Genomic DNA, 23,688 nt, shown 5'->3' on the forward strand with positions numbered 1-23,688 from the left:
CAGCCAAGAACTAACAGTTAATAGCTGCTGGCTGTGGACTGCTGAAAATTACAGGAATTACACAGGGGATGTGAGAAACCCGGTTTCTGCGCGGTTGCTTCGTTGACACACCCAAAATTGGTTACCAGAAACCCGGTTTTTTTCCTATGTCCTACATTAGCCATTGGCAAAATAGTAAATTTTATGCGGTCGCGGATTTTATCGTTCTTAAAATTTTTCCAATCTCGCTTGTCTAGGCAAATAGCTTTGTGGGTATTTGCTAGCATTCTTGTCATAGAGGGAATTATTTTAGTTCCCTCTTATTTTCGGCGAGAAAATGAACTTTTAAGTCAACTGGAACAGGTATCTCGCGCGACTGTTGATTCCCTAGAGTTTTTGCTTCAACAAGATATTTCCGATCGCACTTTCTTGCAAGAAGAAGTAAAAAATATTATTAAGGATTCTCAAGTAGTGTTAGGACTATCTATTTACCAAGCTAACGGTCAGCTAATCTATACACTTGGCGAACCCCCAGAAATCAGTTTAAAGCAATTAAAAAGAGCTCGTATAGTTCACAGTCACAATTTCGATGGCAAGCGCTACGATATTGCTTGGACGGAGCGACATTTTGGAGGCGATTACATCTTAATTGTTCGCCACGATGCTTCCACCGTTCAACCCGAACTCTACGCATTTATCGGGCGGATTGCCGTTCTAGTCATCATTATATCAGCCTTTGTCACTTCTGTGACTATGTTTTTTTTAGGGGTGACAGTAATTTCACCTCTCTTGAGATTGCGCGATGACTTGATCGCTGCTGGAGACGCTTTGAGCAAAGATCGAGAACAACCTGATTTCTACTCTCTGTCTGTCAAGCGGGATGACGAGTTAGGAGAACTCATGGTCGCATTCAATCAAATGTTTCACCGAGTATACAAGGAAATCGCACAGCGTAAACAAGCTGAGGAAGTATTGCGCGCTGAACAAGAAAAGTCGGAACGTTTATTACTAAATATATTACCGGTAATGATTGCCGATCGCCTAAAACAAGGTCAGATAAATATTGCGGACGGATTTGCCGAGGTTACGGTTTTGTTTGCTGATATTGTGGGCTTTACCGAAATATCGTCGCGCACGTCTCCTGAAGAATTAGTAGAATTACTTAACAAAATTTTTTCATCTTTCGATCGCTTAAGCGAACAATACGGCTTAGAAAAAATTAAGACGATAGGCGACAATTATATGGTAGCAGGCGGTTTGCCACTTCCCTGTACAAATCACGCCGAATCTATTGCCGAAATGGCGCTGGAAATGCAGGAAGAAATTATGAAATTCCGCGACGAATGCGGTAAACCTCTCAATATCCGCATTGGCATTAATACTGGGCCTGTGGTAGCAGGGGTCATCGGCACTAAAAAGTTTATTTACGATTTGTGGGGAGATGCTGTGAATACAGCAAGCCGCATGGAATCTCAGGGGCTTCCGGGTAAAATTCAAGTTAGCAGCTCAACTTATGAGTTGCTGTGCGATAAGTATTTGTTGGAAAAGCGCGGTAAAATTAATGTTAAAGGCAAAGGAGCAATGACGACTTATTTGCTGAAAGGCCGAAAATTGTAACTGACAAATTTAACCATCGCTGGGGAATACGCGATCTGGCGGCAGACGCTGCAGCGCAGCCGCCCTCGACACCCAACTAGATTTTTTTTGAACGAACCGCGAAGACGCTAAGGACACGAAGGAAGAGAAGAAGAAAGAAGAAAAAATAAAAAGTTCATAAGTGAGGGGAAATTGCTATATTAAAAGGCGACTTAATATTAGTTTGATTTGTAAAAATGACTGCGGATCAGGAACATAATTATTCAAATTCACCGATTTGGCAGCCCTTCACGCAAATGAAAACGGCTGCCCCGCCGCTGAAGGTAATTCGCGGCAAAGGATCGGTGCTGGAATTGGCAGACGGGCGGCAAATTCTCGACTGCATTTCTAGTTGGTGGGTGACTGTTCACGGGCACAGCCATCCGGTTCTCGCTGAGGCTCTTTACGAACAAGCCCAAAAATTAGAACACGTAATCTTTGCGGGGTTTACTCACGAACCTGCCCAGAAACTGGCGAGTAAGTTGCTAACTCATACGCCTGCTTCTTTAACGCGGATTTTCTTTTCTGATAACGGATCGACTGCTGTTGAAGTGGCTCTGAAAATGGCATTTCAATATTGGCGCAATCTCGGAGAAACTAACCGCACTAGCTTTATTAGTTTTGAGGGAGGTTATCACGGCGATACTGTGGGTGCGATGTCTGCTGGCAGAAGTTCGCTGTGGTGGGAATCTTTTGCACCTTTAATGTTTGCTGGGGATGTTGTTCCTTTTCCGGCGACTTTTGACGGCGACGAGGAGGTGGAAAGCAAGGAGGCGGCGAGTTTAGAGAAATTGGAGTTTTTGTTAAAGCAGGGCGGCTATGCGGGAATTTTTATCGAACCTTTGGTGCAAGGTGCCGCGGGAATGCGAATGTGCCGCCCTGAGTTTTTGCAGGATCTCGCACAACTTGCCCGCCAGTTTAATGTATTGTTGATTTACGATGAAGTAATGACGGGTTTTGGCCGCACGGGCGAACTGTTTGCCTCGCTTAAATCGGGAACTTCACCGGATATCTTGTGTTTGTCTAAAGGATTGTCTGGCGGCTGTTTGCCAATTGCTGTCACAATGGCATCGGAGGATATTTATCAAGCTTTCTGGCGAGATGAACCGGACAAAGCTTTTTTTCACAGTCATTCTTACACCGGAAATCCCTTAGCTTGTGCGGTGAGTGTAGCATCCTTGGAGCTTTTGGAGCAAAACCCAAATGTGTATCAAGGGATGGAAAAATTGCACCGCCAATACCTGAATCAATGGCTGAGAAATCATCCTAAACTCGAACGGATTCGGACTTGCGGCACCATCGCAGCAATGGATGTGAAAACCGAAAGCGTTTCGGGGTATTTTAATGACATTGCTCCTGTATTGAAAGCCAAATTTCTCGAAGCGGGGTTTTTGCTCCGTCCCTTGGGAAATACGCTTTACTTGATGCCTCCCTACTGCATTTCTCCTGATGAACTCGAATCGATTTATCGGATAATTCGTCAGGTTTTGGATACTCTGTAACCCCTTTAATTTTAGTAATGAATTTACCCAATTGGAACGATTTGGCTGACGACGCGCTGGCGGGCCAATGTATCTCTCGCGAGCAATCTTTAGCCGTATTGCGCGCACCGGATGAGGTTTTGCTGGAACAACTAAACGCAGCTTATCGGGTGCGCCGCCACTACTGGGGAAACCGAGTCAGGCTGCACTATTTGTTAAACGCTCAAAGCGGCCTTTGTCCTGAAGATTGCCATTATTGTTCTCAGTCAAAAATTTCGACTGCGGAAATTGAGAAATATCCGCTTTTAGCTAAGGAAAAAATTCTGGATGCCGCCCAACGCGCAGCAGACTTAAAAGCTGGTACGTTTTGTTTGGTGATTTCGGGCCGCCAACCCAGCGCATCTACTTTCGATCGCGTTTTGGATGCTGTCGAGACTGTGAAGGCAAATCATAACCTGAAAATTTGTGCTTGTTTGGGATTGTTGAGCGAGGAACAAACTCACCGTTTGGCTAAAGCAGGAGTCGATCGCGTAAATCACAATCTCAATACTTCCGAATCATATCACTCGGACATTTGCACGACTCACACTTTTGGCGATCGGGTGGAAACTGTCGAACACGTAAAAGCAGCGGGAATCACAACTTGTTCCGGCGGAATTTTGGGGATGGGCGAATCGGATGATGATGCGATCGATTTAGCGCTTTCGCTTCGCAAGTTGGGCGTTACTAGCGTGCCGGTCAACTTTTTCATTCCGATTCCCGGCACGCCATTTGCAGATGTGAACAGGTTAACTCCCCGCCAATGTTTGCGAATTCTCTGTTTGTTCCGATTTTTGCTTCCCAGTCAAGAAATTCGGATTGCTGGGGGACGGGAGGTGCATTTGCGATCGCTGCAACCTCTCGGACTCTACCCCGCTAATTCTATCTTTGTTGGCGATTATCTGACAACTCCCGGACAAGCTGCCCATCAAGATTGGGACATGATTCGAGATGCGGGATTTGCGATCGAATCCCCCGAAGGTTCTCTTTTAGAAGTTGATTCAGCCGTTACAAAATCCGCACAAAAAACCCTGGCTGTTTAACTCTTACACCAGTTATCAACCGGATAAAATAGAGTAGGACACGGCACGGCCGTGTGCCTACCCAATATCTCTACTTCACGTTTACGCAGGGGCAAAAGAAACCTGGTTTCTGACGTAGCAAATGCGTAAGCCTTAAGTTCTTAGATTGTAGTCAGAAACCCTTATTCTAAGGTTGACATTCTTCAATCTAAAATCTAAAATCTAAAATCTTACAACAGGGGGAAATTGTGGACAAACGCGAAGAAATTACGATCGCAGAATACCAGCTAACTGCCGAATCTTTCCGAGAAGGAACTTGGCATCACGACGTATCCCAAAATCGCGATGCACTGACCGCTGCTATGCCCCGCAATCCCGGTAAAATTCTCGATATAGGATGCGGCCCGGGACGAGATTTAGTAGCGTTCAAGAGCCAAGGACACACAGTTGTAGGCTTAGATGCAACTCCGGCTTTTGTAGAAATAGCTAAGAAGTTATCGGGATGCGAAGTTTGGCAGCAATCTTTTCTGAACCTAGACTTGCCAAAAGCAGAATTTGACGGTATTTTTGCCAATGCTTCCCTGATTCACGTTCCCAGCGACGAGATGGTGAAAGTGCTGCAAGATTTGCACAAAGCCTTAGTTGTTAACGGTGCAATTGTCATGTCAATGTGCCGGGGAAATTGGGAGGGATACGACGAGCGGCCGACGGGAAAACGCTATACTGCCGGATGGGAATATCATACTTTAGCGCCTTGTTTAGAACAAGCGGGATTTGCAATTGTCAATCACTACTATCGCCCCCCCGGCTTACCCCGCGAAGCTCAATCTTGGGTAGTAATGGTGGGCAGAAAAATCTAACGTAAATTGGAAATTGGGAATAGGTAATTGCGAATCATTCCCCTCTCTTCCTCTGCGTACTCTGCGCCCTCTGCGGTTAAAAAAAACTAATTCAAAAATTTACAGAGGATTGTTGTATACTGTTCCACAGTCAAAACAACCAATTTATGCACAACTTAAAACACAATTAATATGACAGAGAAATCCCACATTTTTTTAGCGGGTGCTAGCCGAGGCGTAGGGCTAGAAATCGCGAAGTTGTTGGTAGAACAAAAGATGCAAGTAACTGCACTTTTGCGATCGTCCGCAACCAGCACCGAATTAGAAACCAGGGGCATCAAAGTCGTCACTGGCGATGCTTTGGATGCTGCCGGTATGGAAGCGGCGATGGCTGGCGGCGAGCCAATTCATGCCGTAATCAGCACAATTGGCAGCTTGCCAAAAGATCGAGAAATATCCGATTATTTGGGCAACAAAAACTTGATTGATGCGGCTGTCAAAGCAGGCGTGCAAAAATTTATTTTAGTTTCATCCATCGGTAGCGGTAATAGTGCCGGCGCTTTGCCGCCCCAAGCTTTAGAAACTTTGCGCCCGGTTTTAATTGAGAAAGAAAAAGCCGAAAATCATTTGATAGAAAGCGGGATGATTTATACAGTGATTCGTCCGGGGGGACTAAAATCGGAACCTGCCACAGGCAACGGTATTTTAACAGAAGATTGTCGAGTTGCTGGAAGTATTCACCGGGCGGATGTAGCGCAGCTAGTTTGTCAGTGTTTAGTTTCTGATGCTGCTAACAATAAAGTTTTGTCGGCGGTAGACAGGCAAATGCTTTACGGCAATCCAGAATTTGAGGTATTAAATCTTTAGGGGCTGGTTTAGCGCACAATAAGCTGTTTCGCATCTAAATTGTATTTTTTGGGCGGGCTAGGAGCAACGCCCCACAATAAAATTGAACTTTTGTGGAACAGGCATCTTGCCTGTTCCTAAAAATGCTGCAAGATTTTGCACTCAAGAATCAAACGGCTTAATCCACGATCGCCCGATCGCCCAATCCAAAACCAAACCCGCGATCGCAAACAATACCACACTCTCGGCACCGCGAACAGCAAACGGCAATAACTCCAGTAGGGCGGGCATCTTCCCGGGTTCAAAAAACAATCCAGCATCCAATTGTCCAAAAGCCCGCACCAACCCAAAAGCCAACACAGCACCAGATTTAAGCTGCGGGTTAACATCTCGGCGAATCGCATAGCGGTAAGTCACGCCGAACAAAAAACCGCCTAAAAGTGCGATCGCCCCTCTGAAGGCAAAATTTAGGTCAATTTCCCTTACCTGCAAACTCGCCAGAGAATCCAACCTATCCGCTAGAATTAAGCTATTACCAAGGGCGATAGCCCCAAAACCAAGCAAACAAGACAAACCAGCAACAGTCCCTGCCTTCAAAGATTCTACCCGTTCAGCCGCACTAAAATTTGACGAGTCCTTCACAGCGCCCTCATTTCAAAAATGGCTCAAATTGACTTATCATAAGGTTTGGAGTCACTTTGTACAGTTTGTTCAATAAATAGCTATGGATATTTTGTCACTCGGTTGGGTTTCGGTGCTAGTTCTGTTCTCCTTCTCAATTTCAATGGTCATTTGGGGACGCAACGGTTTCTAGATTCCAGAATAGCTTGCGGGGCAGGCTTTTTAACAGCCCCGCATTTTTTTAAATCCTATTTAACCAAATCAAAATAACAGGAGTAGGAAACATGACAGCAAAAAAAATCTTAATGCTAGTCGGCGACTTTGTAGAAGACTACGAAGTAATGGTGCCTTTCCAAGCACTGCAAATGGTAGGTCACACCGTCCACGCCATCTGCCCGGACAAAGCTGCAGGCCAAACAATTCGCACCGCAATTCACGACTTTGAAGGCGATCAAACCTACAGCGAAAAACCCGGTCACAACTTCACTTTAAACGCGACTTTTGACGAAATCAACCCGGCAGACTACGACGCTTTGATTATCCCGGGAGGGCGCGCCCCAGAATACATCCGCCTCAACGAACAAGTGCTGCAAATTACCCGCTACTTTGCCAACAGCAAAAAGCCGATCGCATCTATTTGTCACGGCTTACAGGTTCTAACTGCAGCAGGCGTACTCGAAGGCAAACGCTGCACCGCATACCCCGCTTGCAGCCCCGACGTACTCCGGGCCGGCGGCAAATATACAGAAGTTCCCGTTACCGAAGCCGTAGTCGATGGCAATTTAGTCACCGCCCCCGCGTGGCCAGCACATTCTAACTGGCTGGCTGAATTCCTGAAAGTTTTGGGAACGAAGATCGAACATTCAGAGAAAGTCGAAGTATGACTATTTTCCCAGTCAAAGTTAAACCTAATTCCCAACAGCAAAGCATCGAAGAACAACCCGATGGCAGCCTCACAATACATCTCAAATCGCCCCCTGTTAATGGTAAAGCCAATCAAGAATTAATCATCCTGTTAGCGAAAAAGTTTAAAGTGCCTAAATCTGCGATCGGCATTAAATCCGGTTTTTCCTCCCGAAATAAACTTGTGGAAATACCAATCGAACCTTTAACTTTGAAATAAAGCTAATAACACATCTATCTAAAGAGGGATTCAGACTAAACTTTAAAATCATATATTAGTAGTTGTAGAGTTAGAATATAAAATTATGAGCATTGAAAATAGAGTCGAAGCAACAGCGAAGAATATTGAAGGCAAAATCCAAGAAGCTGCTAGCGAAGTTACAGGCAATCAGAAAGATAAATTAGAAGGTCAAGCCAAGCAGGACGAAGCATCAGCAATTCACCTGAAAGAAGACCTCAAAGATAAAGCAAAAGAGATTGTAGACAAAGCTTAGTAACAGTATTTGCTACAAGTTTCCTGCCTACTCAATCCAGCAAACATATCGTTTGCTGGTTTTTTTATAGATATTTTTCCGAGATTATAGTCCTGGACGCATTGGAACCCAGAAACCGCGTTTGATGGACGAAAAGACGCGTTGCAGCCAGCCGATTCGGTAAAAAACCCGGTTTCTTTGCCGGAGCGCGTCCAGCGCTGAGTATAAAGCAATACGCTTGGGTTAAAACTGTTTATTCCTCGGAAATCCCCGTAAATTCCCATTAATAAGGGCGACTTTCAGTAAGTTCTTCTCACCCCTTCATTCCCCCCTTGGAGAAGTAGGGGGTGGGCTGCGGAGGGTGGGACTAGGGGGGATCGGGCTTAACAGAACTGTGTTCAGAAACCGGGTTTTTCAACCAAAATATTTGTTTCACACCCTTAATCTTGGTGAAAAAACCCGGTTTCTTTAGTCCCGGTGCGTAAGTCCTGATAAAGATTATTGGTGCCTGGCAAAATTCATTGGCGAACCGCCCCTACAGATGCTACTAATTCATAATGTAAAAGCATTAACATTGTGGCGGGAATTGTCTCCATTTCATAAGTTGTGCCCTCTGGAGGATAAAATTATACCTCCAAAGCACTGCCATTAAATTCCATCACAACTGTTCCTACTTGTCCTTTATGTAATTTAATGATTTATTTTTTTTACAAAATGGCTTGCTTCTAAATCTTCTGTTAAAGCAACAATATCTAGGTCTTTAATTGTTTTCCTTATTTGTACCTCACTTTTTGACTGCACTGGGGGCGGGTTTATCAAGCTTAGTCTTGGAGGCAGAAACCGGGTTTTTACCGAAATACTGCATCCCGGCTTTTAACTAGGAGTGAAAAACTTGGTTTCTTTGGTTCTGATGCGTCAGTTCTAAAGATTATTGGGTCGTGGCCAAATTCACCGGTGAACCCGTTCCATACCCCATTCGATTTTCGATTAAAATTACCAATCTAAAATCTAAAATGTAAAATCTAAAATTGCCCCATGCTAATGCCCACAAAAAAGCCAGGGATGGATATCCCCAGCTCGAAACATAGCACAATTAGTTTTTGGAGTTGGTAGGGCGATGTTTCAGAATTGACCCCACCCGCTTTTACCCAAATTAAATCAGGGTAATGTCAGCAGCCGTCAGGTTCGGTCTGCCATTGAGTCTTGCCAGCGTAACTTCTCCGCCAGTAGTACCAACACCGTTAGAGTCAAATCCTAGTCGTCCGGTGCCATTTTCATAAAAGAGGAACGCCTGTGACGCGAGCGCCCCGGCTGGACCAAACTGGCCAGTGTACTCCCCGTTCTCAAGCACCAAGAACGACCTCGAAGAAAGTCGATTCGTACCTTCGACTGCTGACAAGCCGGGGAAACTGTTGAATTGCAAGATAAACTTGTCTTGACCTACCGTAAAATCGCCGATTTGGTCTATGTTAGTACCCACGGCGCCCTCGCCGAAGTTGTTGTAGTAGAAGCTGTCATTACCCGATCCGCCAATCAGGGTGTCAGCACCAGGCCCGCCGCCGAGAGAGTCGTTACCGTCGCCCCCGATCAAATAGTCGTTCCCAAAGCCGCCCAGCATCGTGTCGTTCCCGGCGCCAGCATTTAAGGTATCGTCCCCGAATCCTCCGAGGGTAGTATTGGATGTGTCGCCGAACAGTATGTCATCCCCGTTACCAGTCGTGATGACATCAGTGCCGTTGCCACCAATAATGAAGTTGCTGCCTAAGGTATCGGTAATCAAGTTGGCGACTGTGCCGGTAAAGGTGACGCCGCTAGCGTAGGAGATGAAGTCGTTACCGGCAACGTTGCCAATCACGCGATCGCGCTGGCTGCCAAAGATGATGGTGTCACTTCCCTCGCCACCGTTCATGAGGTTGGTGACGGTGAAGTTGCTGCTAGGAGTAGGAGCAGGATTGGTGTAGCCAATTAACAGATCGTTGCCCAGCGCGCCATCGAGAGTAATCAAAGCACTACCAGTACCAGCAAAGAAGGCCCTGGTAGCATTGATAGTATCGTTGCCATCTCCACCGGCTGCGTTAGTAAAGGTACCGCTCAGGCTGTCGTTGCCTTCACCGCCAATCATCGTATCGCTGGAGAAGGCAGCGACGATCGTGTCATTGCCCACTCCGCCGTCGAGCAAGTTGCGACCCGCGAAGCCGGGAAATGAACTGGAGGCGCCTACGCTCGAAATTACATTCGGCACCGACGCCGACACGATGAAGTCGTCGCCTGCACCTCCCAACGCAGTATCAGAAGTGGCAAAAACGTTGATCGTGTCGTTACCGTCGCCGCCCTCAAAGAAGTTTCTGCCGGCACCAAACTCGCCGATCGCCCCGGTGAGAGAATCGTTGCCGCCACCACCAATCAAGGTGGTTCTCTCAATTCCGATGGTGATCACGGCGGAAGTAAATGGGCTGCTTTGTGTACTGTTGGTAATGACTAAGATGTCGTCGTCATTATCCCCGGACAGGTAGCTGCTGCTTGCCACACCTCTTAGGGTGTCGTTGCCTCTACCGCCAAAGAGAGTGTCTCTTACATTGATACCTACAACTAAGTCGTCGCCCAAATCACCCCGCAAGTAGTTGCTGCCTTCATTGCCAGCGAAGCCAATACCCAAGCCACCCTGTAAAGAAAGGTTGTTGCCACCGCCTGCGATGAAGAAGCCGATCGCGTCATTGTCCTTACCGCCGTAGAGGGAATCTCCTCTCTGCGCCCCTCCGAGCATGGTATCTGCGCCCTGATTACCAAACATCAGGTTAGCTTCGACAGTACCTTGGAGGATGTCGTCTCCCAAACCGCCGGCCACGGTAGCGCGGGCTTCAGCGACTATGGTGTCCGAGCCTGCGTCGCCAAACAGCAAAGCCGGAGTGCGCTGGGATCTGATTGAGTCTTCGTCGTCGCCGCCGTATATGGTATCGTTCGGGCCAACTGAAACTAGAGTATCGTTATCGGCTTGGCCAAATATTAAGCTGCCGCCCAGGGTGGAAGTTCTAACGAAATCCGCCCCGGCTCCGGCGAATACTGTATCCGGGCCTAGTCCCGGAAGGTTTAAATCTAGTTGATTAGGATTGTCATCTAACGTTGTCATAAAGCTTCACTCCTCTACTTGTTGGTCATCGCTGGTGCGACTACAGACACTGCCTAGAACACCGAATGTTTGGATTCCGCTGTAGTTTAACCTGTTTGCCAGCCGCAAGTCTAGCCTACTGGCGTTAACCCTGTCTAGACTTTCTCCCTCGCGGACTTTTTGCTTGTAAGCTTTTATTTTCAAAGTCTTCACCCTTTAATAATCCTGGTGCACTGTCTCAGGTGCTCACGCTCAAGAAGACGCGGCTCATATTCTTAATGTTCCATTCTGGATTGGCGGTCGGGGATCGCGTCCAGGGGAGGAAATTAAAGATTAAAAAAGGCAGATCAGGGTGATCGGGAAGACAAGGGAAATTGGGAGATTTGTTACTTGGTAACAAGGCTTTGTGGCAATTTCCGGTTTTCCAGGCAGGGCCGTCATTTAATAATTCTGGCCCGGATTGAACTCGGTACCGCTCCGGGCTTTAAAAGTCTACGCCCCGCTTTAGTTCTACGCCCCGATCGCCGTAGTGTTTGTGACAGTATACCTCGGAGTGTACGCTTGCCAAGTCAAAGTAAGCGTGGGGTTTGTGGCAGCGCCCGGTGATTATAATTTCTGTATCCCGCGGCTTGCGTAGCAGGGCTTCTACGATCGGCTCTACTGCCAGCAGTTCTAAGTCTACTGTGGGATTGAGTTCGTCGAGAATAATCGTTTTATACCAGCCGCTGGCGATCGCACATTTGGCGATTTCCCAGCCGCGTTCTGCTTCTATGCAGTCTAGCTCTTGCTGTTGCCCCCGCCAAACTATAGCATCTCGGCCGCACCGCTGGTGGTCTACTAGCTGTGGATAGCTTTGCCGCAAAGCTGCGATCGCCGCATCTTCTGTATAACCGGTGCCACCTTTGAGCCACTGCACGATTAACACCCGGTGAGATTGGTCTTGACTGATACCCCGACCTATTGCCTGCAAAGCTTTGCCCAAAGCGCTCGTAGACTTGCCTTTCCCCGCTCCAGTGTATATTTCGATACCTGAAATATGATGCTCTGCCGCTGCGGGGTGATAGTGGGGCTTCATTTCTGAGTGCAAGTCGGCAATCTCCAGCAAAGCTTCCGGGGCCGCTCGGCCTGTGGCGATGACTTCTAAATATTCTGGTTTGTTTTTGAGGGTTTGGACTACTTCGTCAACTGGCAGCAAACCCAAGTCCAATAAGGGGTTTAGTTCGTCTAGTACCACGACGGAATAAAGTTCGCTGGCGATCGCTCCTTTGGCGATATCCCAGCCTCGCTGAGCTTCTGCGCGATCGAAGCGGGTGATTGCTTCGGCCCCAAAATATTCGGCTCTGCCGGTACGCACTTGGTCGATCAAGTGGGGAAATGCGCGTTGCAAGGCTTCTATTGCCCCGTCTTCGTCGTAGGAGCGGCCGGGGCCTTTGAGAAAGCGCAGCAACAAGACTCGCGTGGGCGAGTCAGAATTAATACCCAGCCCGATCGACCGCAACACTACTCCCAAAGCTGCCTGAGACTTGCCTTTACCAGCGCCGTCGTAGACGTGAATCTGGCCCGCGGCGCGTTCCGACCGGGATGAGGCTGTCCGAATACCAATGCCATTCCTTACCATAATCAGCAGTTGTTTGAGTCTGTAGCGGGGTGGGTATTCGATCGCGCGCCTTGAATGTTTAATTTTTCCATTCTCTTGGCGGATCTCAACAGATTATACGATAACTCCTAACGCCCAATCTTTTAAGCATCGATCTAACGCAATCAGGTGCTCAAACCTCCAGTTAAGATTATTCCGTTTGTGCTGTACAATTAAAATTTAACACGGGCTGATATACCTAAAAGCTTATGATTGCGAGTGTTTTCCCATTTCGGACTGTTTTGGTGCAAATTTTAATTATGTTTTTGGCGATCGCGATCGAATCGTGGTTTTTGCAAAAACTACTTAAACTTGGCCCCAAAACCAGCATTGAATATACAGCCATCCTCAATCTCTCTTGCACTTGTGTGGGCTGGTTAGTTTTCTTGGGCATTGAAAGCGTTCTTACCAAAGATTTACGGGAACAGCTTATCGGTTATATTTTATTAGGCAGAGGGGATAATGTTTACGCTCCAATAACTCTGATAGCACTCTCAGTATTAGCAGTAACTTTTATAGCTAAATGGCAGGGATTAGAATTCATAGAAAACATGGTTTCCGGCAATAAGAAAGCTTCCAAGCCTCAGTTTTTAGGGCCGCCAACCCTCACCCGCCGTGCTCCCAAAAGAACTTTTCAAGTAACTACCCAATTTGGGGGAATTTTAATCGCCCACACTGTTAGCAATGTCGTTATTTTAACCGTGTTGTTTTTGCAAAGCGTCTACTGAAATTTATGATGAAGCAATTTTTGGATGTCACTCAGCAACTCACTAAACTGACAAACAACCTTTGGGAAACCAATAAAAAAATCCAAAAGGCGATGATTCCGCCTAAAGTTGTCCACTGGAAGACTCCTTTACTGCTCAGCATCTTTTTAGCTTTGCTGACAGTGGCGACAGTCACTGACTGGCGGACGAGAACTCTGCTTTTTGATATGAGCTGGTTATTTTTTACACTTTCAATGGGTTTGCTGACCAGTCAGCAACCTTTTGTGATTAAAGGAGTAAGTCTGAGTCCGTGGGTGACAAGCATTTTAATTGGATTGTGGTTGCTGGTAAGATTGCCGTCGGATAGGAAGGAAATAGCATGGATATCCGGCCCAATTATAGCAGTAGTAGTTCTTGCTACAATAGAGGTTTGGAATAGCGAGTCAAAACGGGAAGGTATCAGGTCGTTGGTGCGCCCTCAGTTTGTGATGATTACTCTAGTTCACCTGCTGTTTTCCTGTTGGTTTGCTTTTCACTTTTTAATTCAAGGTTGGATACGACAGTACCCGAGCGTTTTATCCCAGGATTTGAGGCAAAGCGATTATGTGGTGACATTTCAACAGCCAACTATTAATCGCTCCCGAGGAGTTGTTATCCTCAATGCAATGGAGAGATACCTACAAAATGAAGCCCGCACAAAACCGTGGGCGCAGGTAGAGCAAATGTTAATAGATATGGACAACGAGCGGTTTTTTCTGCGGAATCAAGCCTTACAAACAACTGGGGTAGTCGCAGAAGATGCGAAGTGGGATGTCAAAACTTCGATCGTCCAAGGAGATTCCCGCTATCAGTTAGAGATGGAGGCAATTTGGCTGGGGCTGGTTTTTAGACCGGAAACATATTCGTTTACCAAATCTTGCGAGGTGTTCGAGATAGGCAATAGGGCGACTGTAACCTGCGGTGCCATCAAACGCTCTCAACCCGGACAGAAAAAAGATGGAACGGCGGGGGACAGTCAAGTTTGAGCTTGTCTCAGGCAGTTAGGAGAGTGTTCCCGAAGAAAGGGGAAGAGGGGGAGATGGGGAGAGTATCCGATCCCGAGAGGCGGAGATGGGGAGAGTGGGAGATGGGGGTGAATCTTCCCTCGAACCTCGGACTTCTTCCTTCAACATCCAATCCGTTAAATCCCTTAAATCCCCATTCGCTGCGCGTTGCCGAACTTCCTTTTTCCTTATATTAAAGTATTGATTGCGAAAGTTTCCAGCGGGTTAATAACTAGATGAATTTGAGAAGAATCTTGACAGTCGCGACCAATGTATTTTGGGAAGTAATTCGCGATCGCATCCTTTACTTAATTATTATTTTTGCTCTGTTGATGGGCGCCTCGGTACGGTTGATACCGGAATTGGCGGCGACAACCGAGAAGAAAATTATCTTAGATGTCGGTTTGGCTGCTATGAGCATTCTCGGTCTGATTGCCACAGTTTTTGTGGCTACCGGACTGGTCAACAAAGAAATTGAAAAGCGCACTGTTTATCTGTTAGTTGCTAAGCCGATAAGTCGGGCTGAGTTAATTGTGGGCAAGCACTTAGGGCTGTCGGCGGTGCTGGCGGTGCTTGTAGCAGCAATGACTGTTATCTATCTGGCTATTCTGAGTTTGAGCCGCATTCCTTTCCCTTTGGAAAGCATTTTAATCGCTTCGTTGTTTGTCTGGTTTGAGCTGTGTCTGATGGCTGGTGTCGGGATTTTATTTGGGGTTTTTAGCAGTTCGCTCCTGGCGACTTTACTGACATTTGGCGTTTATTTAATGGGACATTCGACGCGGGATTTAGTGGCTTTGGGCAAGTTAACTAAAAATCCTGGCCTTGAACAATTGATGATGGGACTTTATCTGGTTTTGCCGGATTTAGCCCGATTCAATTTGAGAAACGATGCTGTTTACGGACAAGTTCCTTACTTAGCAGGTTTGATTACAGATGCTGCCTACGGTTTGCTGTATGTGGTGCTGCTGCTGTCAATTGCGATCGCCATATTTTCCCGTAGGGAATTTTAAAACGCGCCTCCCCTACTTTTAAAAGTTTGAGTATATCTATCAAATTATCACGCTAAAATATCAAGGAGGCGCTCGCTCAGAAATCTCGACTAAAACTCAAACTTTTAATTGATCCCGAATAAGCTCTTCTGTATTTAAATAGTAGCTTTGGGCGGGCTTTTCTGCCCTCCCCACAAGATCGGAACTTACACATCGGGGCCCAGAAACCGGATTTGTTACCGAATCTGCGGTCTACAACGCCTCTTTTCGTAAAAAAAACCTCGTTTCTAAACAATCGTGCGTAAGCCCTAAAGATGTTGAAGAGAAATCACCCTGTAAATTAGATTGCGCTAGCTTAGCAGTAATAAAAAGTGAAATTATGTTAGTGGAAAAACTCGAACAATTAAAAGATATTTTCGCACAAATGGAACGGGCTTTGATTGCCTACTCCGGCGGAATTGACAGCACTTTGGTGGCCAAAATCGCTTTTGATGTGTTGGGCGATCGCGCTTTGGCAGTGACGGCAGTTTCCCCATCTTTACTGCCAGAAGATTTAGAAGATGCGCGCATTCAAGCAGCAGAAATTGGGATTGCCCACCAGGAAGTAGAAACTCAGGAAATGGCAAATCCAAATTACACTTCCAACCCGGTTAACCGCTGCTATTTCTGCAAAAGCGAACTGCACGATACTTTGAAACCGCTAGCACTAGCAAAGGGTTATCCTTATGTGGTGGATGGGGTGAATGCTGACGATTTAAAGGATTACCGTCCAGGGATTCAGGCGGCAAAGGAACGCGGCGCGCGATCGCCCTTAGCAGAAGTAGGAATCGCTAAATTTGAAGTGCGGCAGTTGGCAAAAGAATTGGATTTGCCTTGGTGGGACAAACCTGCTCAACCTTGTCTGAGTTCGCGCTTTCCTTACGGCGAAGAAATCACCGTTGGAAAGTTGCAAAGAGTGGGGCGCGCCGAACGGTATTTGCGACAGTTGGGACTGAAAAATTTGCGAGTGCGATCGGACGGAGATACGGCGCGCATTGAGTTACCCGCAGAAGAAATTCAGGAGTTTGTGCTAAATACGGATTTGCCTGCATTGGTGGCGGTGTTTCAGGAGTTTGGTTTTGTGTACGCGACTTTGGATTTGGAGGGGTTTCGCAGCGGCAAATTAAATCAGGTTTTGCAGCCGCAGTTGTTGCAGGCAAAAGGTTGATTAATTTTTCCCAATACAAAAATTTTTCATGATTGATGTAGTTTGGGACATCGACAAAGGGGAACAATGTCAATCGAACCTTTACCTTTGTTGATGTAACAACTTATACCTTTCAAGGCTCGAATTGTTAGGATTACAAGACTTACGCAAAAGTAACGTATTACTGTCGCCCAGCCAACTCAGTGATATCAACTCCGCTAGCCTCGGAATTAATATTACTCACAGTCAGGACACCGCGAGTGTCTAAGTCCCTACCCCCATTAATTGCAGGGACTTAGGCACTCCCGGTGTCCTCTATATCATTCCGATGCAACCGGAAACAATATAAAGTAATCTCAAACTGGTGTTGCTTAATCAGGGTATGAAAAAAATAACTTTAAAATCCAAAAGCTTTATGGATACTGGTTTCTATGACGCACATATTTAACGTTTCATACCGTAAATCAGCAACGCCTAGGATGTTTGCCGTAGATTTGGGATGTGCCATGTAATAGCAAATCCGGTTTTAATACCCCCTTTATTTCTTAGTCCCCCTTTGCTCGGACGAAAGTTTGACTCTATGCAGCGGTTTCAACCGCCGATTCATAAAGAGGGCGACTAACTTTCAAAGCCCGAGTCTTATCAAGGAGTAGTTGGCTGAATTTGCTGTGGCTGCATTTGCTGCAGCTGATTTTGGAGCAGAAGTTGCTGCTGGATCTGAAGTTCCCGATTGTCACGATCTATTTCCCGCTGTCTGTCTTCACGTTGCAGTCTTCTGTCTTCTTCTTCCCGCAGTCTGTCTAGACGTTGTTGCTCTCTTTCTAGCAGTCTGTCTTCAGCTTGCCGCTGTCTGTCTTCACGTTGTAGCTCTCTTTCTAGCAGTCTGTCTTCCCGTTGCTCTTGTCTGTCTTGACGTTGTTCGCGAAGCTGTCTGAGCTGATTTCGCCGCTCGAAATCTCCTCCCAAAAATAAGTTTTGAAAAGCGTTGATAGTTGCTTGAAACCCAGTAAAAACGCCGCTAACAGCGCTGAACCCAGTTGCAACTCCGGCGATCGGCTGCAAGAATGTGCTGATATTGTCTGCTACCCTAGTATAGCCCGATCGCGCTACGAGAATCACATCGTTGTTGCGGAGAGTTGGGTTATTATTAGGATTCAACCCTTGAGCAAAATCTACCTCGATCGTGCGGCGAGAAACAGTACCGTTGGGGTTCAAACGCAATAGTTCTACCTTGTCTTTTTTAGCCCGCAATTGATTGAAACTGCCTGCGGTCAGCAAAGCTTGGTGTAGGGATGTACTAGGCCGCACCTGCAAAGCCCCAGGCCTAATTACTTCTCCTACAATATTGATGCTAATCGCGTTCGGAGAAAAACTGCTATTTGCGACTTGAGAAACTTCAGCCAAGTCTACAGTAGCCGCAGTCGGGATAATTACGCTATCTCCTTCTTGCAGCAAAATATCTTGAGTTGTGTCGCCTTTTTGCAGCAAATCCCACAGATTTACCATGATAGTTTGTTCGTTGCCACCTCTGACTCGGCGGCGGATTTGCACGCGGCGAATGTCAGCTTCTGTAGTGATACCACCAGCAATTTTCAGTGCTCTAGTTATTGTTGGTAAGCCCACAACTGCTCCTTGCTGTTGGTCGATAGATACAAAACTCAACTCTGTTTGTTGGTTGCTCGATCGCACATCCGAAGCAAATACAGTATAAGGCCCCGGCCGGTTTACTTCCCCGACAATTACCACGCCAATTGGTTTAGTAATATCAGCGGAAAAATTAGCACTGGCTCTTTGACGAACTTCTTGAGTATTCAGGGCCCTTGCTGTCGGTACAAAAATTGTATCTCCATCTCGAATGGTAACGTCTTGACGCAAATTTCCCGTCTCTAAAAAATCCTGCAAATCTACAGTAGTAACTTGCTCCGGCCCGCCTCTGCGGGGACGGCGAATTTGGACATTTCGCATATCTCCTGCTGATGTCACCCCTTGTGCAAGTTGCAGCATTTCCATCAAAGTCGGGAATTTTACTCCTCCTCCTTCTCTAGTGGGATTAATCTTGTAGGAACCCGGGCGAGTAACTTCACCCGCAAGACCTATATTTAGGGGGCGAGCGACGATCACAGTCACCGTAACAACGGGAACATTGATGAAGGGTTCGTATCGCTGGGTAATCACGTTAGCGGCTTGTTGCAGCGTCAACCCTTGAATTGAGACGCTGCGAATGATTGGCAAATTGAGCGTCCCGTCAACTAACACTTGATATTCTTTGCTGAATTCAGGGACGCCGAAGATATCTAAAGCAATGCGATCGCCCGGGCCTAAAGTATAAGCTGCTTCTGGTGTCAGCGAACCAGAATTGCCACTCGCCGGCAAACTCGAACCCGGAAGAGGCGGCGGCGGTACTCTCGGCCTGTTTGGGTTAGGAGTGCCTGCAGGAGTTCTGACGGCAGGCAACTGAGCTATACTGGGCAGCGAACTGCTTAGCACCAGGAGTGCTGACAAACTCAGACTTGTAGCGGTTTGAATGGTATGTTTCATCTTTCTTCCCTGGTTGCAGCCTGCCAATGAACGAGAGCAATTTAGCTAGTTGATTTTAGTTTATTTTCCCTGCTGTCCAGTGTAGCCTCGCTTCGCTGCAAAATCCACAGGTGGAAGCATAAAAATTGTGCGATCGCACTTAACTATTTTGCACCTTGTTTGTAAAGAAACTGTAAAGCCCGCCAACTGTTATCAGGATTAGGATCTCGTTTGAGCAAAATTCTTCATACATAACTCGGGATACAAATCAACCCGCCAAAGAAATGGATAAAAAAAACGCCCTGATTTGAGGTAAAATGTTAAATAATTCTCTCTGCAGGACAAAGACAAGTGTCGCTAAAACTGGATCAAGTAATTCCCTGGGGACGCTGCTTGGATGAATACATAGGAATGTTTAGCTTGACATCAAGTGACCTCAAGCTAAACATTCTTGATTGTGCCGCCGGCCCGGCAAGTTTCAATGCCGAAATGACTCGCCAAGGTAAAAACGTAATTTCTTGCGATCCAGTTTATCAGTTTACTGCGGTGGAAATTGGCGATCGCATCCAAGAAACATATCAAACTGTCATTGATGGGGTTAAGGCAAATCTAGACGGCTATCTGTGGAACAATTTTGAATCGCCGTACCAGCTAGGCGAAGTGCGAATGAAGGCGATGCAGGAATTTTTAGAAGATTTTCCCTCTGGTTTGCAGGAAGGCCGCTACATGACTGCTGAGCTGCCAGTTTTGCCTTTCGAGAACGGTCAATTCGATTTAGCTTTGTGCAGCCATTTCTTATTTGCTTATTCTCACCTACTTTCGGAAAAATTTCATCTGGAAGCAATTACAGAAATGTGTCGGGTTGCGAAGGAAGTCCGGGTATTCCCTCTATTGCAGAGTTTTAGCGGGGAGGAATCCGATCACTTAAACCCGATCGTCACCGAATTGAAAAAGAGAAATTTTAGTGTAGAAATTCAAGAGGCTCCCTACGAATTTCAAAAAGGCGGAAATAAGATGCTGCGAATTAGCAAAAAAAGCTCAGCCGAAAAGTAAGCATAACTTATTCTTCGGGAAGGGAAACCAAATAACAGCCATTAATTCGCCAACTCTTATCAAACTGTTTTTCCATGAGATAAATGGCTCTGATGGGGATACCTTCCGAGTCCAGCAACAGCACCGGCTGAGCGGGAATCCCTTCTACAGTGCCGAGGTTTTCAAATAATACCGAGCGCGGACGGTAGACAGCTTCATAGGCAATTTTTACCATGTGCATAAAGTTTTCGGCTGTGCGAAACTGCTGCTGAATTCCGGGACTGGCGAAGGAAAAAGCGAGCGCAGCATCGTCTTTTTGAAATGCTTGCAGTTGCTGTTCTACGACTGAGCGAATGGTAGCGCGATCGCTTTCACTGATGAGCATATTTTTAATGATTTGTCAAGAGATGCGAGTGTCGAATAGTTACTATTATAGCGCTCCCACTTAAAGGCGATTTTGTTGCGGGATGGCTGGGAAGCTGTCAGGGCGATCGGGGTTTATTTAAACCCCCGGCGGACTACAGACATTAGCGGTAAAATTGGTTAAAGACTTTAAGAATTGTCAAAATGCTAAGCAGCGCCGCATTGAGGAAAACAGGGTCTGGGTGGGAATTTGCCAATGAAGAAGCCTTAGAGGATTTTGTCGAAGTTCACTTGCAAAGTTTGCTCGGTTTGACGGTCATCAAGCGGCAATTCACTGTCAACGAGCAAAGATGCGATATTATAGCGGTGGACGAGAATAAACGGTTAGTTGTGCTGGAGTTGAAAAACGGCGAAGATAGATATGTCGTTCAGCAGTTAACCCGTTATTACGATGCTTTGTTGGAACACAAACCTTTTGCCGATCGCGTGGATTACGATCTACCAGTTCGCTTAATAGCAATTGCGCCAAAATTTCACAGAGAGAATTTTACCGACAGGAAATATCACGGGCTATTTTTTCAGTTTTTGCAATTTGCGATCGTTCCTGACGGGGAAAAATTATATTTACAATTGAAAGATGTAGATGCCGAATATATTGCACAAGTAGAGATTACATATCAAGAAAGAGAAAGCACAGAGAACATACCCAGTCCACCCAAAGCACTTTTGAAACTTTTGAGTAATTGCGAGCTTAGTCAACAGCAAGAAATATTAAAAACTAGGCATAAGCTTCTCTGTTTTGATAAGCGGATGGAAGAAGTTGTGTCGGCTGGCAGTATCAAGTATGGAAATAGAAATAGTAAAAATAGTAAATTCTGCGCTGAGTTGTGTTCGGATAGTAAAGGAAGTATAATCTTATTTCTGTGGTTGCCCTTAAAAGGTCTGACAAGTAAAACTCTTAGCAGAGCAAGAATCTGGAGTGATTGGGATGGCAATGCTTTGATAGAGGGCTACGTGTCAAGCGGAATTGGTGCTAAAGTTAGCTCTAACAAGAAGGTAATAGCTAATCAAACAGAAAAAGTAAAGCTCAACATAACAAATATCCAACAGTGGCAACAAAATTATAGATATACTTATTTTAATGAAAAAAACTTGATAGAGTATATTAACAGCGCCATTAAAATTATTCAAAAGTCGGCGGTATCTAAAATTTTCACTTATGAAGAGATGAAGTATATAGATTTAGCTAAAGATGTGAAAGAGGTTTTTATTAAAATGAACATTGCCCACCGATATCCGAACATCTTAGAAACTATAGACGAGTTAGACAAGCGCGCCTGTAAATTTAGTTCAGGTCAATTAATTGATTTAGCCCTGCAAAAATGGCTGGAAAGACTTTAAGGGGAAAAATACGATCGCGCCCCATCGCCCCTTGCCAAATCCACTATCCATCTGCGTCTATCTGCGTGCATCTGCGGTAAAAAAAATCTCATCAATAGCTTCGCAACAAATCAAATTAACAAACTTTGATATAATATTACACCTAGAAGCCAAACTCAAACCAACTCATGCCACAAACAGTCTGGATCGCACGACACGGAAACCGCATCGACTTCGTTAACCCCGACTGGTTTCTCAGCGCAGAACGCCCCTATGACCCCCACCTTTCCGAAGACGGTCACGTTCAAGCCAAACAACTCGCCAATCGCCTCAAAGGTGAAGGAATTTCTCATATTTTTGCTTCCCCTTTTCTGCGAACTGTCCAAACAGCAAATCACGCGGCCGAAGCTCTCGATTTGTCAATTAAACTAGAGTGGGGACTGTGCGAATGGCTGAATCCGGAATGGATGCCAGAAATGCCAGAAACTGAGTCGGTCGAAGCTTTGTGCAAGCGTTTTCCCAGGATTGATGCTTCCTACAAAGGCGGTATTGCTAATTATCCCGAAACTGGCGAAGCTTGTTTCAAAAGGGCGGGGGAAACTGCTAAACGCCTCGCGGCTGAGTTTCCTGAAGATATGTTATTGGTAGGTCACGGTGCGTCGGTTTTAGGAACTGCGATCGGGCTGGCTGGCTGTGTTGAAACGGAAATTAACGCTTCTTTGTGCTGTTTGGTGAAAGTGGTGCGGGGTGAGGGAGAATGGTCGATCGCACTTAATGGCGATACTTCTCACCTGAGTGACTCTGAAACGGTGATCCGGTTTAATTAAAGTTAGATTCGTGCGAAAAATCGCATTTTATGCTATGTGTGTAAGGTGCGCGGCAGAAGAGCACCCTACGTTAATCTGATTAGTCCGAATCTGGGTGTTATTGTTTAATCTCGATCGCAAATTTTAAATCTCAAATCTCAAATCGGTATGGCTGGACACAGTAAGTGGGCGAATATTAAACGCCAAAAAGCTAGAGTTGATGCGGTTAAAGGCAAGGTTTTTGCTCGAATATCTCGCGAAATTATTGTCGCGGCCCGCAGCGGAGTTCCCGATCCCGCTGGCAATTTTCAACTGCGGACGGCTATTGAAAAAGCCAAGGCGGCAGATATTCCTAATGAAAACATAGAAAGGGCGATCGCCAAAGGTGCCGGCTTAGCGGGGGGAAGTTCCGAATTAGAAGCTATTCGCTACGAAGGTTACGGCGTTGGCGGGGTTGCTATTCTAATTGAAGCGCTGACAGACAATCGCAACCGCACAGCCGCTGACTTGCGAGAAGCTTTTACTAAAAATGGCGGCAACTTGGGCGAAACTGGTTGTGTGGGCTGGATGTTTGAGCACAAAGGGGTTTGTACTGTACGCGGCCCGATTGATGAGGAACAATTGTTTGAAGCGTCGCTAGAGGCGGCTGCGGAATCTTATGATTTGATATTAATTGATGAGGATACTGAAGGTGCAGAGGTATTTACAAGTGTGGCTCATTTGGAACAACTGGCTGATGTTTTGAAACAAAAAAAATTTGCAGTTTTGCAGTCGGAAACTCGCTGGATTCCAAGCAATACAGTGGAAATAGACACTCCTGAAAAAGCTCGATCGCTCCTTAAGTTAATGGATGCACTGGAAGATTTGGATGATGTGCAAAGCGTGACAGCTAATTTTGAAATGACAGATGAATTGATGTCTTCGGTCATGGTTTAATGGTTGAAAGATGAGGGATGGGGAGCGCCCTGCTGGCACTGCAAAAGACAAAAAATCGCCAGCGGGACGATCGCGCTACACTATTACCAGGAAACGAATCCCTATCTGTACGCGAGTGGGGAGTGTCAAATCCAACGCATTGCTGAAAA

At 46.1% G+C, this 23,688-nt stretch carries 22 protein-coding genes; 17 read left to right on the top strand and 5 right to left on the bottom strand.

What is annotated here, in order from left to right:
- Positions 1 to 183 precede the first annotated feature (183 nt).
- The 5 genes from QUA62_RS02790 (at position 184) to QUA62_RS02810 (ending at position 5,862) form a co-directional block, all read left to right on the top strand.
- Entirely contained in the window at positions 184 to 1,596 is a 1,413-nt protein-coding gene (locus tag QUA62_RS02790; RefSeq protein ID WP_333402274.1) for an adenylate/guanylate cyclase domain-containing protein, read from the top strand.
- 215 nt (positions 1,597 to 1,811) lie between these two features.
- Positions 1,812 to 3,116, top strand: coding sequence for an adenosylmethionine--8-amino-7-oxononanoate transaminase (gene bioA / locus QUA62_RS02795; RefSeq protein WP_333402275.1), 1,305 nt, complete (start codon positions 1,812 to 1,814; stop codon positions 3,114 to 3,116).
- A gap of 17 nt (positions 3,117 to 3,133) precedes the next feature.
- Complete coding sequence (gene bioB, locus QUA62_RS02800; RefSeq protein WP_333402276.1) at positions 3,134 to 4,177, top strand: biotin synthase BioB; 1,044 nt, start codon at positions 3,134 to 3,136, stop codon at positions 4,175 to 4,177.
- Positions 4,178 to 4,404: 227 nt separating this feature from the next.
- Positions 4,405 to 5,016, top strand: coding sequence for a methyltransferase domain-containing protein (locus tag QUA62_RS02805; protein WP_333402277.1), 612 nt, complete (start codon positions 4,405 to 4,407; stop codon positions 5,014 to 5,016).
- A 171-nt stretch (positions 5,017 to 5,187) separates the two neighbouring features.
- Complete coding sequence (locus QUA62_RS02810) at positions 5,188 to 5,862, top strand: SDR family oxidoreductase (protein ID WP_333402278.1); 675 nt, start codon at positions 5,188 to 5,190, stop codon at positions 5,860 to 5,862.
- 141 nt (positions 5,863 to 6,003) lie between these two features.
- On the opposite strand, the gene QUA62_RS02815 is transcribed toward QUA62_RS02810, so the two are convergent.
- Positions 6,004 to 6,483: a hypothetical protein gene (locus tag QUA62_RS02815; protein WP_333402279.1), complete on the bottom strand. Its 480-nt coding sequence runs from the start codon at positions 6,481 to 6,483 to the stop codon at positions 6,004 to 6,006.
- A gap of 82 nt (positions 6,484 to 6,565) precedes the next feature.
- Here QUA62_RS02815 and petN point away from each other — a divergent pair, with 82 nt between their 5' ends.
- The 4 genes from petN (at position 6,566) to QUA62_RS02835 (ending at position 7,859) form a co-directional block, all read left to right on the top strand.
- Positions 6,566 to 6,655 carry a cytochrome b6-f complex subunit PetN gene (petN, locus tag QUA62_RS02820; RefSeq protein WP_071883976.1) on the top strand — a complete coding sequence of 30 codons (90 nt, stop codon included), beginning with the start codon at positions 6,566 to 6,568 and terminating at the stop codon, positions 6,653 to 6,655.
- A 91-nt stretch (positions 6,656 to 6,746) separates the two neighbouring features.
- A complete protein-coding gene (locus tag QUA62_RS02825; protein ID WP_333402280.1) occupies positions 6,747 to 7,346 on the top strand; it encodes a DJ-1/PfpI family protein in 600 nt (199 codons plus the stop codon).
- A complete protein-coding gene (locus tag QUA62_RS02830; RefSeq protein ID WP_333402281.1) occupies positions 7,343 to 7,585 on the top strand; it encodes a DUF167 domain-containing protein in 243 nt (80 codons plus the stop codon). The genes QUA62_RS02825 and QUA62_RS02830 overlap by 4 nt, the downstream gene beginning before the upstream one ends.
- 85 nt (positions 7,586 to 7,670) lie before the next feature.
- Positions 7,671 to 7,859, top strand: a complete 189-nt coding sequence (locus tag QUA62_RS02835; protein WP_006631016.1) for a CsbD family protein — start codon at positions 7,671 to 7,673, stop codon at positions 7,857 to 7,859.
- 1,132 nt (positions 7,860 to 8,991) lie between these two features.
- Here QUA62_RS02835 and QUA62_RS02840 read toward each other — a convergent pair.
- Positions 8,992 to 10,965 carry a calcium-binding protein gene (locus QUA62_RS02840; RefSeq protein WP_333402282.1) on the bottom strand — a complete coding sequence of 658 codons (1,974 nt, stop codon included), beginning with the start codon at positions 10,963 to 10,965 and terminating at the stop codon, positions 8,992 to 8,994.
- Positions 10,966 to 11,428: 463 nt separating this feature from the next.
- Entirely contained in the window at positions 11,429 to 12,562 is a 1,134-nt protein-coding gene (locus tag QUA62_RS02845; RefSeq protein WP_190731861.1) for a cob(I)yrinic acid a,c-diamide adenosyltransferase, read from the bottom strand.
- A 227-nt stretch (positions 12,563 to 12,789) separates the two neighbouring features.
- Here QUA62_RS02845 and fraC point away from each other — a divergent pair, with 227 nt between their 5' ends.
- The 4 genes from fraC (at position 12,790) to larE (ending at position 16,526) form a co-directional block, all read left to right on the top strand.
- Positions 12,790 to 13,308 (top strand): filament integrity protein FraC, encoded by a 519-nt coding sequence (gene fraC / locus QUA62_RS02850; RefSeq protein WP_190657547.1) that lies wholly within the window; start codon positions 12,790 to 12,792, stop codon positions 13,306 to 13,308.
- 5 nt (positions 13,309 to 13,313) lie between these two features.
- Positions 13,314 to 14,312, top strand: coding sequence for a DUF5357 family protein (locus QUA62_RS02855; RefSeq protein ID WP_333402283.1), 999 nt, complete (start codon positions 13,314 to 13,316; stop codon positions 14,310 to 14,312).
- Between the two features lie 254 nt (positions 14,313 to 14,566).
- The gene (locus QUA62_RS02860) at positions 14,567 to 15,340 is read left to right on the top strand and encodes an ABC transporter permease (RefSeq protein WP_190657543.1); all 774 of its coding nucleotides are present in this window, start codon (positions 14,567 to 14,569) and stop codon (positions 15,338 to 15,340) included.
- Positions 15,341 to 15,698: 358 nt separating this feature from the next.
- Positions 15,699 to 16,526 (top strand): ATP-dependent sacrificial sulfur transferase LarE, encoded by an 828-nt coding sequence (gene larE / locus QUA62_RS02865; protein ID WP_333284809.1) that lies wholly within the window; start codon positions 15,699 to 15,701, stop codon positions 16,524 to 16,526.
- Positions 16,527 to 17,147: 621 nt separating this feature from the next.
- On the opposite strand, the gene QUA62_RS02870 is transcribed toward larE, so the two are convergent.
- Complete coding sequence (locus QUA62_RS02870; RefSeq protein WP_333402284.1) at positions 17,148 to 19,043, bottom strand: polysaccharide biosynthesis/export family protein; 1,896 nt, start codon at positions 19,041 to 19,043, stop codon at positions 17,148 to 17,150.
- Positions 19,044 to 19,373: 330 nt separating this feature from the next.
- Between QUA62_RS02870 and QUA62_RS02875 the strand changes: the two genes are divergently transcribed.
- Positions 19,374 to 20,075, top strand: a complete 702-nt coding sequence (locus tag QUA62_RS02875) for a class I SAM-dependent methyltransferase (RefSeq protein ID WP_333402285.1) — start codon at positions 19,374 to 19,376, stop codon at positions 20,073 to 20,075.
- Positions 20,076 to 20,082: 7 nt separating this feature from the next.
- Here the strand turns inward: QUA62_RS02875 and QUA62_RS02880 are convergent, their stop codons facing one another.
- The gene (locus QUA62_RS02880) at positions 20,083 to 20,439 is read right to left on the bottom strand and encodes a DUF4864 domain-containing protein (RefSeq protein WP_190738115.1); all 357 of its coding nucleotides are present in this window, start codon (positions 20,437 to 20,439) and stop codon (positions 20,083 to 20,085) included.
- A 182-nt stretch (positions 20,440 to 20,621) separates the two neighbouring features.
- Between QUA62_RS02880 and QUA62_RS02885 the strand changes: the two genes are divergently transcribed.
- The 3 genes from QUA62_RS02885 (at position 20,622) to QUA62_RS02895 (ending at position 23,539) form a co-directional block, all read left to right on the top strand.
- Positions 20,622 to 21,818 carry an endonuclease NucS domain-containing protein gene (locus QUA62_RS02885; RefSeq protein WP_333402286.1) on the top strand — a complete coding sequence of 399 codons (1,197 nt, stop codon included), beginning with the start codon at positions 20,622 to 20,624 and terminating at the stop codon, positions 21,816 to 21,818.
- Positions 21,819 to 21,985: 167 nt separating this feature from the next.
- A complete protein-coding gene (locus QUA62_RS02890) occupies positions 21,986 to 22,624 on the top strand; it encodes a histidine phosphatase family protein (RefSeq protein WP_333402287.1) in 639 nt (212 codons plus the stop codon).
- 147 nt (positions 22,625 to 22,771) lie between these two features.
- On the top strand, positions 22,772 to 23,539 hold the full coding sequence (locus tag QUA62_RS02895; protein WP_333402288.1) for a YebC/PmpR family DNA-binding transcriptional regulator: 768 nt from the start codon (positions 22,772 to 22,774) through the stop codon (positions 23,537 to 23,539).
- Positions 23,540 to 23,688: the final 149 nt, after the last annotated feature.

The sequence above is a fragment of the Microcoleus sp. MON1_C1 genome, from assembly GCF_036701945.1.
Classification (GTDB): Bacteria; Cyanobacteriota; Cyanobacteriia; order Cyanobacteriales; family Microcoleaceae; genus Microcoleus.